The following is a 13,496-nucleotide window of genomic DNA, read 5'->3' on the forward strand; positions in this document are numbered from 1 at the left end:
AAAGGGTAAGAGAAGCTTCACCGGGAGGAAACCAATATGTCAGAAATCATCAACTGTCCACGCTGCAACGCGATTTTTATGCAAAATAAATTCCGTGATGTGTGTGACAAGTGTTATAGAGAAGGAGAAAATATGTATGAGACCGTCTACCAATTTTTGAAGAAGCGGGAGAATCGTGCCGCGACCATGGCAAGGGTCATTGAAATGACCGGAGTAGACGAGGAACTTCTATATAAATGGGTGAAAAAAGGCCGCATCCAGACGAGGCAATTTCCGAAGATGGGTTATCCCTGTGATAAGTGTGGGAAGATTATTGGGACGAGAAGGATATGTGAAGGGTGTTCGAGTGAACTGTTGAACGATTTAAAGCAGTTTGAAGCAGAACAGGACTGGAAGGTCAAAGTGAAAGAGTCAGGACAGAAGACATACTATACAATGAAAAATAGAGAGTGAAATCAGGATAAAATACCCACCGCGAATCATTAAACAATCTTGACTTTCATCCGATATAATGAATACAAACGAGAACGGGAAGGAAGTGAGGGAAGAAAATGAAAATCAATCCAATCCATAATCCGAAAGTGAATCCTTATCAGCGGAATGCGGAGAAAGTAAACCAGGTGAAGCAGGATAAAAAGCCGTTAGATAGAGTGGAAATTTCCTCCCAAGCGAAGAACCTGCAAGAGGTTTCCCATGTCACGAAAGAACGCGAGGCGAAAGTGGAAGCTCTAAAGCAGCAAGTTGAGAACGGGACGTATAACGTGGATTCAAAGGAATTAGCCAAGAACCTGATCAACTACTTTAAAAAATAATCCAAACACATGGACGTTGCCATGCTCAAGGACGAGCGTATAGCTAAATGAAATGTGGAGAGTGAATCGATCGTGCAAATCAACCCTGAACTGAAAGTCTCTTCCCATATCCCCTCTGATCACAGAACAGTGTTAAAAGAAGGGGATGTTTACCATGCGCTTGTCAAAGAAAGACTGCCCGGAAATGAAGCAGTACTTCAAATTAAAGGACAAGAAGTGAAAGTGAAATTTGAAGGGGAAGTCCCCCTGCAGAACCGAATTGCAGTTGTAGTCAATGATACGAAGGAATCCGTGATTGGCGTAAAGAGCATCCCACTACCCGCTGAACTGTTAAGAAAAGAAAAGATCGATACAAGCACACTTCTTCGCAACCTGCCAGCCAATGAACAGACCAAATCTGCCGTTAATCTTCTTCTACAAAAAGGAGTTCCGATCGATAAAGAAACACTTCAAGCCATAAAAGCATTTATGGATCTTCAAAATGGAACAGTCCAACAAAAGCTGGAAACCTTATCGATGATGGTAAAAAAAGATCTGAAGATGTCAGAAATTCAATTGAAGTCAGTTCACGAAGCGATGCACAGCAAGTCATTTGCTCAATCTCTTCAGTCCTTATTGAAAGACATCGACCCCGAGTTTGGTAAAGATCCTGCAAACCACCGAAGAACGGCAGAAGTGAAAAATCAAGCCCCCATCAGTGAAGCAAAATCCCAGCTTTTAAAAAAAGCAGCCTTTCAAAGAGTTCAGGAAGCCATTCTCCTGATAGAAAAAAATGTAAAGCATCAACCGGAAAAAGTACAAGCCCTACAAGCAATTAAAGCTGAATTAACTGAGACTGGTAAAGTCGAAGCTGCTGTACAAAAGATAAGGGATGCATTCCCCTCAGAAGTCAGACAAGTGCCGGGAGTGACGAGCAAGCTCAGCGACGCGGTCAAGCTTGTACAATCGATAAGAGTCATCGAGTCTACCCCAGGGCTTTCAGGTTCTGAAGGGGAGGTTCCAGAACCTTCTTCTAAACCTGCCCTTGAAACCATGCCGCCCAAAACGACAGTTGGGGTTCAATCACCTGATATCGAGAAACTTGGCCAGGTTTTATTGGAAGGCCAGACAAAGAATGAGATGAAAACGCAGTCTGTCTTATTAGACGCTGTAAGTAAAGCCGTTACATCAGTGAAAAAGGAAGCTGACTTTAGGCAGGTGCTGAAACAGATTTCAAGCCTATCGAGCGGAGAAGTGAGCTTAAGTCCTGAACATAAAAGAGTACTGGATGCATCTCTGAGCCATGCAGAAACACTCGAGGAGAGCGGGAAAGAGTTGAAAGCAAGGCAGGAGTTGCTACATTCTTTAACCCGGATTCATCAAGAAACCATGTCGAAAAATGAATCCAAGCCATCTGCCTCCTTTATCGGGGATACGTATCACATACAGGAAGAACTGCTTTCTTCGCTTCCGGTACAATCCAAAAACCTGATGGTGGAGCGCATATCAAAAAAGCTTTCCCAAGTCGCAATCGACTTTAAACATGTAAAGAACGACTTAACAAAAGGTTTGCATATGGTGGAACAACTTATCCAGCAGCACAAAAGCCGTGCTGTCGTTTCAGCCAAACCTTTATTGGAAGCCACCATCAAAAAGCTGGATCAGGCCATTCTCCGCAGTGACGTTATGCTTTATGCTGATATGAAAACGGAGAAAAAGCTTTTAACGGCAAGTACCCAGTTGGCTGAAGCCAAGAAATTATTAGCGAAAGGTGCCTATGCCGAAGCGAATAAAATCGTGTCTTCCATTAAATCAGATGTAGATAAACTGATTTTCAAGCCGTCGGATGTCCGGGTGAAACATTATGTTTCAGAAGAAATGAACAAGCTCGAACAGCTTCCTATGATCAAAAGGGGGGCACAGCAGATCGAGCATGCCATGCAAGCTTTAAAACAGGAGCCGACAGCCAGAAATTCATTTGAATATATGCGTACATTAGGTATAACGCATGATGCTGACCATGCCCACCATTTAGTGAGTCCCGATAAAACCAGGGAACCACTCCCTACCTCCTTGAAGGATATGTTGATGAAGCTTTCACATCATGAAGATGGTCAGACGGCTTCAAAGGCGGAGGGTCTTCTGTCCAATGTGACCGGTCAGCAGCTATTGAGTAAGAATGATTCAAACGGGCTGCAAAACCTAATGTTCACACTCCCTTTACTGCTTCAAGACAAACTTGAGAATATCAAAGTCTTTGTCAACTCGAAAAATGATCAGCAAAAAATCGATTGGGAAAATTGCAGTCTATACTTTTTATTCGAAACGAAGAAGCTGGGGGAAGTGGGCATCGCCCTTACATCTTCAGACCGAACTCTTTCCATCAAGGTCAAGAACGATATGGAAGGCTTTAAGGAGAGAATGGAGCCCATCTCTCTTTTGGCAAAAGAACGGCTGGAGAAGATTGGTTATATAATAGGTAAAATCCAATTTACTCCTCTCCATAAAAAAGAACATGCTCTAAGCGAATCTTTATCTGAACGAAAGCAACCCGCAATTACGGAGAAAGGATACGATTTTTCCATATGATGTCTTATTATAATCAAATCAAACGCCGGCAACTCAATGGTCCATCTGCAGCCGTCATTCGCTATGACGAGTCTGAAAAAGGCGGGCCATCCGTTGTGGCACAAGGGACCGGTCTATTGGCGACGCAAATCATCGAACTTGCCAAACAGCATAATATTCAAATGCAGGAAGACGAAGGTCTGGTGCAAAACTTACTGGATATTGATTTAGGAGACAATGTCCCTCCACAGCTGTACTCGGTCATTGCTGAAATTCTACTTTTAATTGAAGAAATGGAAATTAAAAACTAAAAGTATGTCGGTTCCTGCCGATATTTACTGTGGGGGGTCATACGGTGGATTTTATAACGAAAGAAATCATTTATCAAAAGTCATCACAAGAGATCACGGCACTTTTATATGAAGTTCTGATCGATACGACACATGAAGCAATCAAGGATATTCAGGGAAAACAATACATAGACGCAAACCTGAAATTGAAAAAAGCAAGTGACCTTCTCGAACGACTCGGAGTGGGATTAAATTACGAAGCAGGCATCATGGCAGATCAGTTGGATGCCCTTTATAACTATATGGCGGACCTTGTGATCAAAGCTAATATACATAAAGAGATCGCTTTACTCGAGGAAGTCGTCTCCATCACGGAAGAATTAGCAACAGCATGGCGGACGTCCATGAAAAATAAATCGCAGCAATCCAATAGACAGCTACTAAAAAAAGCGAGTGCCTATGAAAAAAACGTCATGGTATATGAGAACAACCTATGAAACCAGGAAACGGGGAACTGAATAATGAAAATCAATCATAATATCCAAGCATTGAATGCCTATCGCAATCTTGCTCAAAATATGAACAATACATCGAAAAGCTTAGAGAAATTATCTTCAGGAATGCGCATCAACCGAGCGGCAGACGACGCAGCCGGACTCGCCATCTCTGAGAAAATGCGTTCCCAGATCCGCGGACTGGACATGGCGGAACGAAATACGTTAGATGCCATTTCACTTATCCAAACAGGAGAAGGGGCGCTTAACCAGACTCATGAAATCCTGCAGCGAATGAGAGAGCTTTCCATCCAGGCAGCAAATGGGACCCTTGAAGAGCAAGACCGCACGGCTGTTCAAAATGAAATTGATCAACTTACTTTTGAAATTGACCGTATTGCTGATACGACTCAGTTTAATCAGAAGAAGTTGTTGAGTGGGTCTGAGAAGGGGAATGCTTTTGCTTATATTAATTCTGATCAAGTGAATTATGCTGGAAACGGGACTTGGAACGGGGTTGTGACGGCTCTGCCTAGTGAGCCGGCTAGTGTTGAGCTTCAGTTTTCTGAAAATATTGGTGGATTACTAGATTCTACTACTCCCTCTCAAATTGAAGGTAAGACGTTTATCATTAATAATAAAAAATATGAAGTAGTAACAAGCGGAGCACCTTCAGCTATCACATCAAACGGAAATATTGCAGTCAAAGTAAACTGGGCAGCCCCAAATAATGATGCTGCTAAAGTAACCAATGTAAATAATCTGATGAACAGCATCAAGACAGCTGTTGAACTAAATGACTCTACGTTTAAAGATCCAATTAGCGGTTCTATTAATTCAAACATTACCAATGCTGTCGATTCAACTGGAGGAGTTGAAGGTACGCCTTTCACAGGCACATTGACTCTTGCTTCATCTCAGAATATGTCGGTTGCAGATGGACAAAAAATCACAATGAATTTCTCAGGGTTCAATGCCATAAAGGCTGTTTCTCCAGAGACAGGTGTTACTGTTACCAACCTAGTCGGAAAAGACACATCAAGCTCGTCCAATTCAACTCAACTAACATTTGGCGGTGTACCAGCTGCGAATGACGCTGTTCCATATGCAGGGGACGAACTGAAAGTGGACGGATTAACTATCCGATTCTCTAATCAGCCGCAGCCAGCGTACGTTGACGGTAACATTGCAATAATCGATGTGAAAGATAAGAATCTATTTGAAGTAGTCGATAGCATTCAAAATGTGCTAACAAAAGCACAAAGCATTGTTGATGGATCAGTAAAAGCATTGAATAGTGTGGATTCCATTGCCAATACCTTAATCCTTTCAACAAACAAGACCGATGATGGCTTAACGAATGGCTTAGACATTCAATTGAAAGACATGAATTTCGAAGCAAACAAGAATAAAGATCTTGATTTAGACATGCAGATCGGTGCGAACTCTTCAGAGGTTCTTAAGTTGTCTTTAGGAGTGATGGATGCTGCCAAGCTTGGTCTGGCAAGATCTGCTGATGGAGCTTATCTTGGTACGGGCATTAACGCAGAAAAAGGAATCGACGTTTCCACCACGGAGGCGGCGAGATCAGCTATCACGCGTATCGACGAAGCCATCCGCATGGTGTCGGAAGAACGCAGTAAGCTTGGAGCGATCCAAAATCGCCTCGAACACACAACGGTTAACCTTCAAACAGCGAATGAAAACCTGACTTCAGCAGAATCTCGCATCAGGGATACTGATATGGCGAAGGAAATGACAGCCTTCACGAAGAATAATATCCTGAACCAGGCAGGACAAGCGATGCTTGCTCAAGCCAATCAGCTGCCACAGGGAATTTTGCAGCTGCTTAAATAATTCAATTCGGGGAGCGGGTCAAACATTGGCTCGTCCCTTTTTTATTCTCGGGAATTCCTCTATGATAAGAGTAATGAATAACCCAATTGAGGTGTAAAGCATGGACGTACAAAAGGTCGGGAAGATCGGTCTGAATCAAATAGAGAAGAAAAACCAGGTGGCAACAGAATCCATCTCTTTTTCGGAAGTAATGGGAAAGAAACGGGAAAATCTTCTCTATGAAAAATTCACAAAAATGGCGAAAGAGATCGAGGATCAGGGGAAAGTATTATCCGAGTCCAGAACAGTAGAAGACTTGAAGAGATATAAGAAGATGGTGAAATCATTTTTAGAAGAAGCCGTTCAAAATGGACTGCAGCTGGAAAACCAGAGGGGATTCAATCGACGCGGACGGACAAAGGTATATAAAATTGTCAAAGAAGTCGACGCCAAACTCATGCAATTGACCAATGAAGTGCTGAAAAAGGAAGAAAAAGGGCTCAATATCCTGAATCTTGTCGGTGAAGTGCAGGGACTATTAATCAATATTTATACTTAAAGATTTCATCCACCAGCCGATATAAGGAAGAGAACACAGAGGGAAGAAGGGTCAATGATGTCGAGTGAAACACAACTTCTTGAGTTGTTAAAAAAGATCATCAAACTTCAAAAGAGTCTTCATCAGCTCGCCATAAAGAAAACAGAGATGCTGAAGAGTAATGACATAGACGGCCTCGGTCAATTGATAAAAGATGAACTAAGTCATATCAAGGCGCTGGAAGCCTTACATAAAACAAGAGAGCAGCTACAAGCGGCCATCGGCAGGGAATATGATTGTCCCTTTAAAATCAATACGATGTCAGATCTTTTACGGGTAAACGGCATCGTCCATAAAGAATCGTTTGAAGAATTCAAGAACGAACTCGTCCACATTACTGAACAATTGAAAACTCGAAATATATTGAATCAGGAGCTTCTCAACCAATCGCTCCAATTTGTGAATCTGAATCTTGATCTGTTTTTCGGACAGCAGGATTCGGGAAACTATTCACCACTTCAATCAGAGGAAGAAGAGGCGGCTCGCCCCATCTTTCACTCAAAAGCATAGATCGTGAGGAGGATTTACCATGCGTTCGACCTTTATGGGGTTAGAAACGGCAAGACGCGGAATGTATACACAGCAGAGTGCGCTCCAGGTGACAGGGCATAATGTGGCAAACGCCAATACTCCCGGGTATACAAGGCAGCGAATCAATTTTGAACAAACGTCACCTTACCCATCCCCCTCCTTTAATAGACCACAGATCCCCGGTCAAGTAGGGACGGGTGTTGAAGCAGGATCTATTCAGCGGATAAGAGATTCATTCATGGACGTTCAATTCCGTGGAGAGAACAATAAGCTCGGATACTGGGAAACAAAAGCCAACTCACTCATGAAAATGGAAGAAATCATGAACGAACCGTCTGATTCAGGTCTGGCCAAGACCATGGATATGTTCTGGCAATCCCTTCAGGACTTAGCCGTGAACCCGAAAAATTCCGGTGCGCGCTCCGTCGTTCGTCAGCGGGGACTGGCTCTGGCAGAAACCTTTAATTATCTTTCCAATTCATTAACGACGATCCGGCAAGATCTGAACAACGAAATTCAGGTAACGGAAAAAGAAGTGAATTCCCTTTTAAAACAAATCCACAACGTGAACCAGCAGATCGGTGATGTGGAACCACACGGATTACTTCCAAATGATCTATATGATGAAAGAGATCGCTTGATTGATAGTCTATCAAACCTCGTCAATATCAATGTTACCTATCAATCTTCAGGGGGGAATGCTTCAAGCATCGCAGAGGGGAAGGCAGTCATTTCACTGGTGGACAGCAATCAGTCACCGCTTGCCAATCTTGTCACTGCGAAAGGCTATCAGGAGATGAAGGTCCACTTCACTCCTCCTGGCACAGATCCCTATGTGACCGGTGTTTCTGTCGGAGAGCGAAACCTCGACCTGAAAGAATTCGATTCGGATGGCAAACTGAAAGGGCTGATTGAATCATTCGGCTCACAGGATGAAAACGGAAAGGTAACCGGTGCCTATCCGGATATGCTTTCTGAACTGGATAACCTGGCCTATACGTTTGCCGTGGAATTCAATAAAATCCACTCAGACGGCATGAGTCCGAACGAAATCAATCATGTGAACGGGGATGGTGAAGTTGAACCCGTCAATCAAGAGATCCCATTCTTTGCCGATAAAGGATTCGGCGCACTAACAGATGACCATCGTGCAGGATTTGCCAGCCGCCTCGACCTTTCCGATGACATCAAAGCAAGCCTTGATAATATCGCGAATGCCGACGGAACAAACCCTGATGCAGCAGAGACGGGTGATTCCAGTGTCCTTCTGAAGCTTGCAGATGTGATCAACCAGGACTTTGATTACGGTCAGAACTCACAAATGGCGAGTTTCCGTAACTATTATGAAGTGCTCATCGGCGGAATGGCCGTTGATACACAAAACGCCGTCCGCTTAACGGATAATAGCGGGGTACTGCGTCAGGCAGTGGATGATCGAAGAATGTCCACAAGTGCCGTATCGCTGGATGAAGAAATGACCAACATGATTCAATTCCAGCATGCCTACAACGCTTCGGCAAGAATGATATCCCTGCAAGACGAATTACTCGATAAAATCATCAACGGTATGGGTACCGGTGGCAGATAGGATGGTGAAAGATAAATGCGCGTGACACAAAGTATGCTGGCTTCCAATTCTTTGAGGCACCTCAGCAAAAGCTATGAAAGAATGGGTGACTACCAGGATCAACTGGCGACAGGGAAGAAGATTTCCCGTCCGTCACAAGATCCCGTCGTTGCCATGAAAGGGATGTACTACCGCTCCAACTTAACGGAAAACGAACAGTATCAGCGGAACTTATCAGAAGCATATCTTTGGATGGATAACTCCGAAGCGGGACTCGAGCATGCCACGAGTGCCCTGCAGCGCGTTCGGGAGCTGGTCGTTCAAGGGAAGAATGACACGTATGATGAGCAGGACCGCCTTGCTATCTCTCAGGAAATCGAACAAATCAAACAGGATTTAGTCGAGGTCGCCAATACGAAAGTGGCCGGCCGTTATATCTTCAACGGAACGAGCGTCGATCAACCGCCTGTCGAAAAGGGAGATCCCCCAACCGTTTCAATCAATACAGAAGACTATATGGTGGAAGTGTCTGCCGGTTTGAAAATCAAGACGAATATTGATTCTGAGCAGGTATTCAGCCAGGAACTATTCACAGGATTAGAAAACATTAAGACAGGCTTCGGAGAAAACTACAACGCCGACGAAATGGATAACCTTCTAAAAGACCTGGATGAGAGAATTAATACCCTTCAAGCGGAGCGTTCCGAAATGGGAGCCCGTTACAACCGGTTGGAAATGATCGATAACCGTTTAGGAAAAACCGAGGTGATGGCCAACAAAATCGTTTCGGATAATGAAGACGCCGACATGGAACGGGTCATCACGGATCTGAAGAATCAGGAAAGCGTCCACCGTGCTGCACTGAGTGTAGGGGCGAGAATCATTCAGACGACATTGATGGACTTTTTAAGATAATAGATATAAAAGAAGGGACTGGACTTTTCATAGAGATCAGTCCTTTCTATATAAGTGAGGTGTGAACGATGCAAATTCCTCAAATCCAGATGCAATCGACCCCGGCTCAACTGGCGATTCAATCCACACCCGCCAGAATTGAAATCGAGCAGCCCCAGGCACAGATGGACCTAAGTCAGCCTGAAGCGGTCATGACCATGGAGAAAACCATGCCCCGGTTGACCATTGATCAAACCCAGGCCTGGGAAGACATGAATTTAAAAACTGCCATGAGAAGCATAGAAGAGGCGGCTGGGGCTGGATATGGAGCGTGGATGCAATACATGGCGTCGAGCTCACAGGACGGGGACGAACTGATGAGCATTGAACACGGGGGTGGGGCCATTGCCGCACAAGCCGACCGCAAAAGTCAGTCTCCCACGTATGAGTTCAACATCGGATATATCCCATCACCATTCAGTGTGAAAATCAACTACCAGCCCGGTGATGTAAGAATCAATGTGCAGCCGCAGTCTGTCCAAAACAACACACGAGCCCAGAAACCGATCATCCATTATCAGCCCGGCAATATTACATATAGTATGAAACAGCATAACCACCTTCAAATTGATAGTTAAAGGAATGTGAGCAATGACAATACTGACGAAATATCATGGAAATATAGATGTGAAAGAAGAAGAGATCCTTTTATTCGAACAAGGCGTACCGGGATTCCTGGAGGAGAAACAGTTCATCTTATTACCCCTGCCCGAAAACACTCTGTTCCACATTCTGCAATCGGTGAAAACCCCCGAATTGGGATTTGTTGTGACCGATCCGTTTATCTTTTTTAAGGACTATGATTTTACTCTGGAAGATTCGACGGTTGAGTTACTAGGGTCACCATCAGAAACCGAAATTAAAGTCCTATCCATCGTGACCGTCAAAGAACCATTACACGAGTCGACTGCCAATCTCCAGGCGCCAATCGTCATCAACCTGGCCGGCAATAAAGCGAAGCAACTGATCCTGAATGATCCCAACTACCAAACCAGGCACATGATCTTTGCTCAACCCGAGCATGCCGGGAAGAAAGGGTGAGAGTATGCTAGTCCTAACAAGAAAGACTGGAGAAGCAATACAAATCGGGGATGACATCGAAATCAGCGTAGTGTCAGTAAAAGGCGATCAAGTCAAGCTTGGCATCAATGCACCAAAGAACGTAGAAATCCATCGCAAGGAAATCTACCTTTCCATTCAACAAGAAAATGCAGAAGCCTCGAAAGGAATCGACAACCTATTTAACCTTCTGGGAAAAAAAGAATAATTTTTTGACCGAAACTATTAAAGCTAGGACATATTTACCGATATTAGAAGTGTGAGCAACAAGGGGAAGGGCGGCCGACCTTTTTGACTTGTTGCAAACTACTAAACTTTATAGTTCACATGGATGTGGGCTTACTTTCAAGGAGGAAATTTTGTAATGAGAATTAATCATAATATTGCGGCTTTGAATACTTATAATAAGTTAAGCAGTGCTTCTACAGCTCAAGGTAAATCAATGGAGAAATTGTCTTCAGGTCTTCGTATTAACCGTGCTGGTGATGATGCTGCAGGACTGGCGATTTCAGAAAAGATGCGTTCACAGGTCCGCGGTTTAGACCAAGCTTCCCGAAATGCCCAAGATGGTATTTCTTTGATTCAAACGGCTGAGGGAGCATTGAACGAAACACATGATATTCTTCAACGTATGCGTGAACTTTCGACTCAAGCTGCAAATGATACAAATACTACAGATGACCGTAAAGAAATTCAAAAAGAAATGAATCAACTTACATCAGAAGTTACTAGAATTGGTAATAATACTGAATTCAATACTCAAAAATTGATGGATGGATCAAAGTCCTCTGGATTATCATTGCAAATTGGTGCAAATCAATCGCAACAATTCACAGTAAAACTTCAGGACATGAGAGCTCAATCACTGGGTATATCTGGAACTACTGGTGGAGCTACAGCTGCTGGAGTAGGTCCAACTGTACCAGATGATGTTGTTGGAGCAACGTTTACAGCTGCAGTATCTGAAAATGAGTTAACCGATATTAATGCTACAGCCACACCAGAATATGCCTTAGATATTACGGATGCTACTAAAGCAAGTGCTGCTACCAAAGTATTAGACCAAGCAATTGCAAAAGTTTCAGGAGAACGTTCTAAGCTAGGTGCATATCAAAATCGTTTAGAGCACACTATTAATAACTTGGGTACATCTTCTGAGAATTTAACAGCAGCAGAATCTCGTGTTCGTGATGTTGATATGGCGAAAGAAATGATGAATCAAACTAAAAATTCAATTCTTTCCCAAGCTGCTCAAGCTATGTTGGCTCAAGCGAATCAACAACCACAAGGTGTGCTTCAATTACTTCGCTAATCATAAATTATTCTTAAAAGGAGCCTCATAGCCAATTATAATTTATTGGTGAAGTGGTTCCTTGTTTTTAATAAGTAGTCCACAAGGAAGTGGATAATTGATTTCAAGGAGGAAATTATTATGAGAATTAATCATAATATTGCAGCTTTAAATACTTATCGTCAACTAAATGGTGCTTCAAATGCACAGTCTAAATCAATGGAAAAATTATCTTCTGGTCTACGAATTAATCGTGCAGGAGATGATGCGGCAGGATTAGCGATATCTGAAAAAATGAGATCTCAAGTTCGTGGGCTCGATCAAGCTTCTCGTAACTCCCAAGACGGGATTTCTCTTATTCAAACAGCTGAAGGTGCATTGAATGAAACACATGATATTCTTCAGCGTATGCGTGAACTGGCTGTTCAAGCATCTAATGATACTAATACAACAGATGATCGTAAGGAAATACAAAAAGAGATCAATCAATTAACATCTGAGGTTAGTAGAATTGGGAATAATACTGAATTTAATACTCAAAAGCTATTAGATGGAAATAAATCAGGTATTAAGGTAGCTGCAGGTTCTACATTCAATTCACAAGCTACTGGAACGATTGCAGATTCTGGTATTAGTTTAACAGCTGCAGCTTCAGGAACATATGATGGGGCTGCAGGAAATATGAACATTGTAATTAGTGCTACTTCTGGTGCTAGTGTTGGTGCTGCGGTTTCTAGTAATACGTTGACTATTACTCTTGATTCAGATGATACGATGGACGAAAGCGCTATCTCTGCAGCTTTGCTTGCTGGGAGTTTAAATTCTGATTTCACTGTTTCAGGTACTGGTACTGTTACTGATGGACAAACAGGTGGCTTAGGTGGAGGTACTACAACCACATCAGGTAAAGATGGTGCAGCTTCACTTCAAATTGGAGCAAATCAAAGTCAACAATTTAGTGTGACTATTAATGATATGCGTTCAGCTGCTTTAGGAATTTCAGGTGAAGCAGGAAATAACGCTGGAGGAGTTGTTGGTGGCACTGTAGGAGCCACATTCACAGCTACCGGTTCCGAAAACGACTTAACAGATGTAACAATCTCAGGTGAACATGGTTTAGATGTATCAACAGCATCAAAAGCTTCAGCTGCTATTAAAGTTTTTGATCAAGCCATAAATACCGTTTCGGCTGAACGCTCTAGATTAGGTGCGTATCAAAATCGATTAGAACATACAATCAACAACTTAGGAACAGCTTCAGAAAATTTAACAGCTGCAGAGTCTCGTGTACGTGATGTTGACATGGCGAAAGAAATGATGAACCAAACGAAGAATTCTATTCTTTCTCAAGCTGCTCAAGCTATGCTTGCTCAAGCTAATCAACAACCTCAAGGGGTTTTACAACTTCTTCGTTAATATTTTTATGATTAAGGGACTCTAGAATATTCTAGGGTCTCTTTTTTTTAGCATTTCGTACTGGAAGCATAAATAGGTCAACAGACTAAAGTTCATTCCGG

General features: G+C 43.0%; 15 protein-coding genes. All 15 read left to right on the forward strand.

Annotation, left to right across the window (positions count from 1 at the left end):
• Positions 1-36 precede the first annotated feature (36 nt).
• On the forward strand, positions 37-453 hold the full coding sequence (locus tag ATG71_RS07070) for a TIGR03826 family flagellar region protein (protein ID WP_098439009.1): 417 nt from the start codon (positions 37-39) through the stop codon (positions 451-453).
• A 98-nt stretch (positions 454-551) separates the two neighbouring features.
• Positions 552-812, forward strand: coding sequence for a flagellar biosynthesis anti-sigma factor FlgM (gene flgM / locus ATG71_RS07075; RefSeq protein WP_098439010.1), 261 nt, complete (start codon positions 552-554; stop codon positions 810-812).
• Positions 813-884: 72 nt separating this feature from the next.
• Positions 885-3,380 carry a hypothetical protein gene (locus ATG71_RS07080; protein WP_098439011.1) on the forward strand — a complete coding sequence of 832 codons (2,496 nt, stop codon included), beginning with the start codon at positions 885-887 and terminating at the stop codon, positions 3,378-3,380.
• Complete coding sequence (locus ATG71_RS07085; RefSeq protein WP_098439012.1) at positions 3,377-3,670, forward strand: EscU/YscU/HrcU family type III secretion system export apparatus switch protein; 294 nt, start codon at positions 3,377-3,379, stop codon at positions 3,668-3,670. Before ATG71_RS07080 ends, ATG71_RS07085 begins: the two co-directional genes overlap by 4 nt.
• Positions 3,671-3,714: 44 nt before the next feature.
• Positions 3,715-4,146, forward strand: coding sequence for a flagellar export chaperone FliS (gene fliS, locus ATG71_RS07090; protein ID WP_098439013.1), 432 nt, complete (start codon positions 3,715-3,717; stop codon positions 4,144-4,146).
• A gap of 24 nt (positions 4,147-4,170) precedes the next feature.
• Complete coding sequence (locus ATG71_RS07095; protein ID WP_098439014.1) at positions 4,171-6,000, forward strand: flagellin N-terminal helical domain-containing protein; 1,830 nt, start codon at positions 4,171-4,173, stop codon at positions 5,998-6,000.
• Positions 6,001-6,100: 100 nt separating this feature from the next.
• Positions 6,101-6,538 (forward strand): YaaR family protein, encoded by a 438-nt coding sequence (locus ATG71_RS07100; protein ID WP_098439015.1) that lies wholly within the window; start codon positions 6,101-6,103, stop codon positions 6,536-6,538.
• A gap of 54 nt (positions 6,539-6,592) precedes the next feature.
• Positions 6,593-7,087 (forward strand): flagellar protein FlgN, encoded by a 495-nt coding sequence (locus ATG71_RS07105; protein WP_098439016.1) that lies wholly within the window; start codon positions 6,593-6,595, stop codon positions 7,085-7,087.
• A gap of 19 nt (positions 7,088-7,106) precedes the next feature.
• Positions 7,107-8,696: a flagellar hook-associated protein FlgK gene (gene flgK, locus ATG71_RS07110; protein ID WP_098439017.1), complete on the forward strand. Its 1,590-nt coding sequence runs from the start codon at positions 7,107-7,109 to the stop codon at positions 8,694-8,696.
• A gap of 15 nt (positions 8,697-8,711) precedes the next feature.
• Positions 8,712-9,590: a flagellar hook-associated protein FlgL gene (flgL, locus tag ATG71_RS07115; protein WP_098439018.1), complete on the forward strand. Its 879-nt coding sequence runs from the start codon at positions 8,712-8,714 to the stop codon at positions 9,588-9,590.
• Between the two features lie 68 nt (positions 9,591-9,658).
• Positions 9,659-10,207: a DUF6470 family protein gene (locus ATG71_RS07120; RefSeq protein ID WP_098439019.1), complete on the forward strand. Its 549-nt coding sequence runs from the start codon at positions 9,659-9,661 to the stop codon at positions 10,205-10,207.
• Between the two features lie 13 nt (positions 10,208-10,220).
• A complete protein-coding gene (gene fliW / locus ATG71_RS07125) occupies positions 10,221-10,670 on the forward strand; it encodes a flagellar assembly protein FliW (RefSeq protein ID WP_098439020.1) in 450 nt (149 codons plus the stop codon).
• A gap of 4 nt (positions 10,671-10,674) precedes the next feature.
• Positions 10,675-10,896: a carbon storage regulator CsrA gene (gene csrA, locus ATG71_RS07130; protein WP_098439021.1), complete on the forward strand. Its 222-nt coding sequence runs from the start codon at positions 10,675-10,677 to the stop codon at positions 10,894-10,896.
• A 156-nt stretch (positions 10,897-11,052) separates the two neighbouring features.
• Positions 11,053-12,000, forward strand: a complete 948-nt coding sequence (gene hag / locus ATG71_RS07135; RefSeq protein ID WP_098439022.1) for a flagellin Hag — start codon at positions 11,053-11,055, stop codon at positions 11,998-12,000.
• 120 nt (positions 12,001-12,120) lie between these two features.
• The gene (locus ATG71_RS07140) at positions 12,121-13,395 is read left to right on the forward strand and encodes a flagellin N-terminal helical domain-containing protein (protein WP_098439023.1); all 1,275 of its coding nucleotides are present in this window, start codon (positions 12,121-12,123) and stop codon (positions 13,393-13,395) included.
• The last annotated feature ends 101 nt before the right edge of the window (positions 13,396-13,496 follow it).

It is taken from the genome of Bacillus sp. es.034 (genome assembly GCF_002563655.1).
Classification (GTDB): domain Bacteria; phylum Bacillota; class Bacilli; order Bacillales; family Bacillaceae_B; genus Rossellomorea.

What these genes read in the sequence shown, in the direction of transcription:
- ATG71_RS07120 (WP_098439019.1), top strand. Translation starts at nt 9,659, where the DNA reads ATGCAAATTCCTCAAATCCAGATGCAATCGACCCCGGCTCAACTGGCG.
- ATG71_RS07085 (WP_098439012.1), top strand. Translation starts at nt 3,377, where the DNA reads ATGATGTCTTATTATAATCAAATCAAACGCCGGCAACTCAATGGTCCA.
- ATG71_RS07095 (WP_098439014.1), top strand. Translation starts at nt 4,171, where the DNA reads ATGAAAATCAATCATAATATCCAAGCATTGAATGCCTATCGCAATCTT.
- ATG71_RS07070 (WP_098439009.1), top strand. Translation starts at nt 37, where the DNA reads ATGTCAGAAATCATCAACTGTCCACGCTGCAACGCGATTTTTATGCAA.
- ATG71_RS07100 (WP_098439015.1), top strand. Translation starts at nt 6,101, where the DNA reads ATGGACGTACAAAAGGTCGGGAAGATCGGTCTGAATCAAATAGAGAAG.
- flgM (WP_098439010.1), top strand. Translation starts at nt 552, where the DNA reads ATGAAAATCAATCCAATCCATAATCCGAAAGTGAATCCTTATCAGCGG.
- ATG71_RS07140 (WP_098439023.1), top strand. Translation starts at nt 12,121, where the DNA reads ATGAGAATTAATCATAATATTGCAGCTTTAAATACTTATCGTCAACTA.
- hag (WP_098439022.1), top strand. Translation starts at nt 11,053, where the DNA reads ATGAGAATTAATCATAATATTGCGGCTTTGAATACTTATAATAAGTTA.
- flgL (WP_098439018.1), top strand. Translation starts at nt 8,712, where the DNA reads ATGCGCGTGACACAAAGTATGCTGGCTTCCAATTCTTTGAGGCACCTC.
- csrA (WP_098439021.1), top strand. Translation starts at nt 10,675, where the DNA reads ATGCTAGTCCTAACAAGAAAGACTGGAGAAGCAATACAAATCGGGGAT.
- fliW (WP_098439020.1), top strand. Translation starts at nt 10,221, where the DNA reads ATGACAATACTGACGAAATATCATGGAAATATAGATGTGAAAGAAGAA.
- ATG71_RS07105 (WP_098439016.1), top strand. Translation starts at nt 6,593, where the DNA reads ATGATGTCGAGTGAAACACAACTTCTTGAGTTGTTAAAAAAGATCATC.
- flgK (WP_098439017.1), top strand. Translation starts at nt 7,107, where the DNA reads ATGCGTTCGACCTTTATGGGGTTAGAAACGGCAAGACGCGGAATGTAT.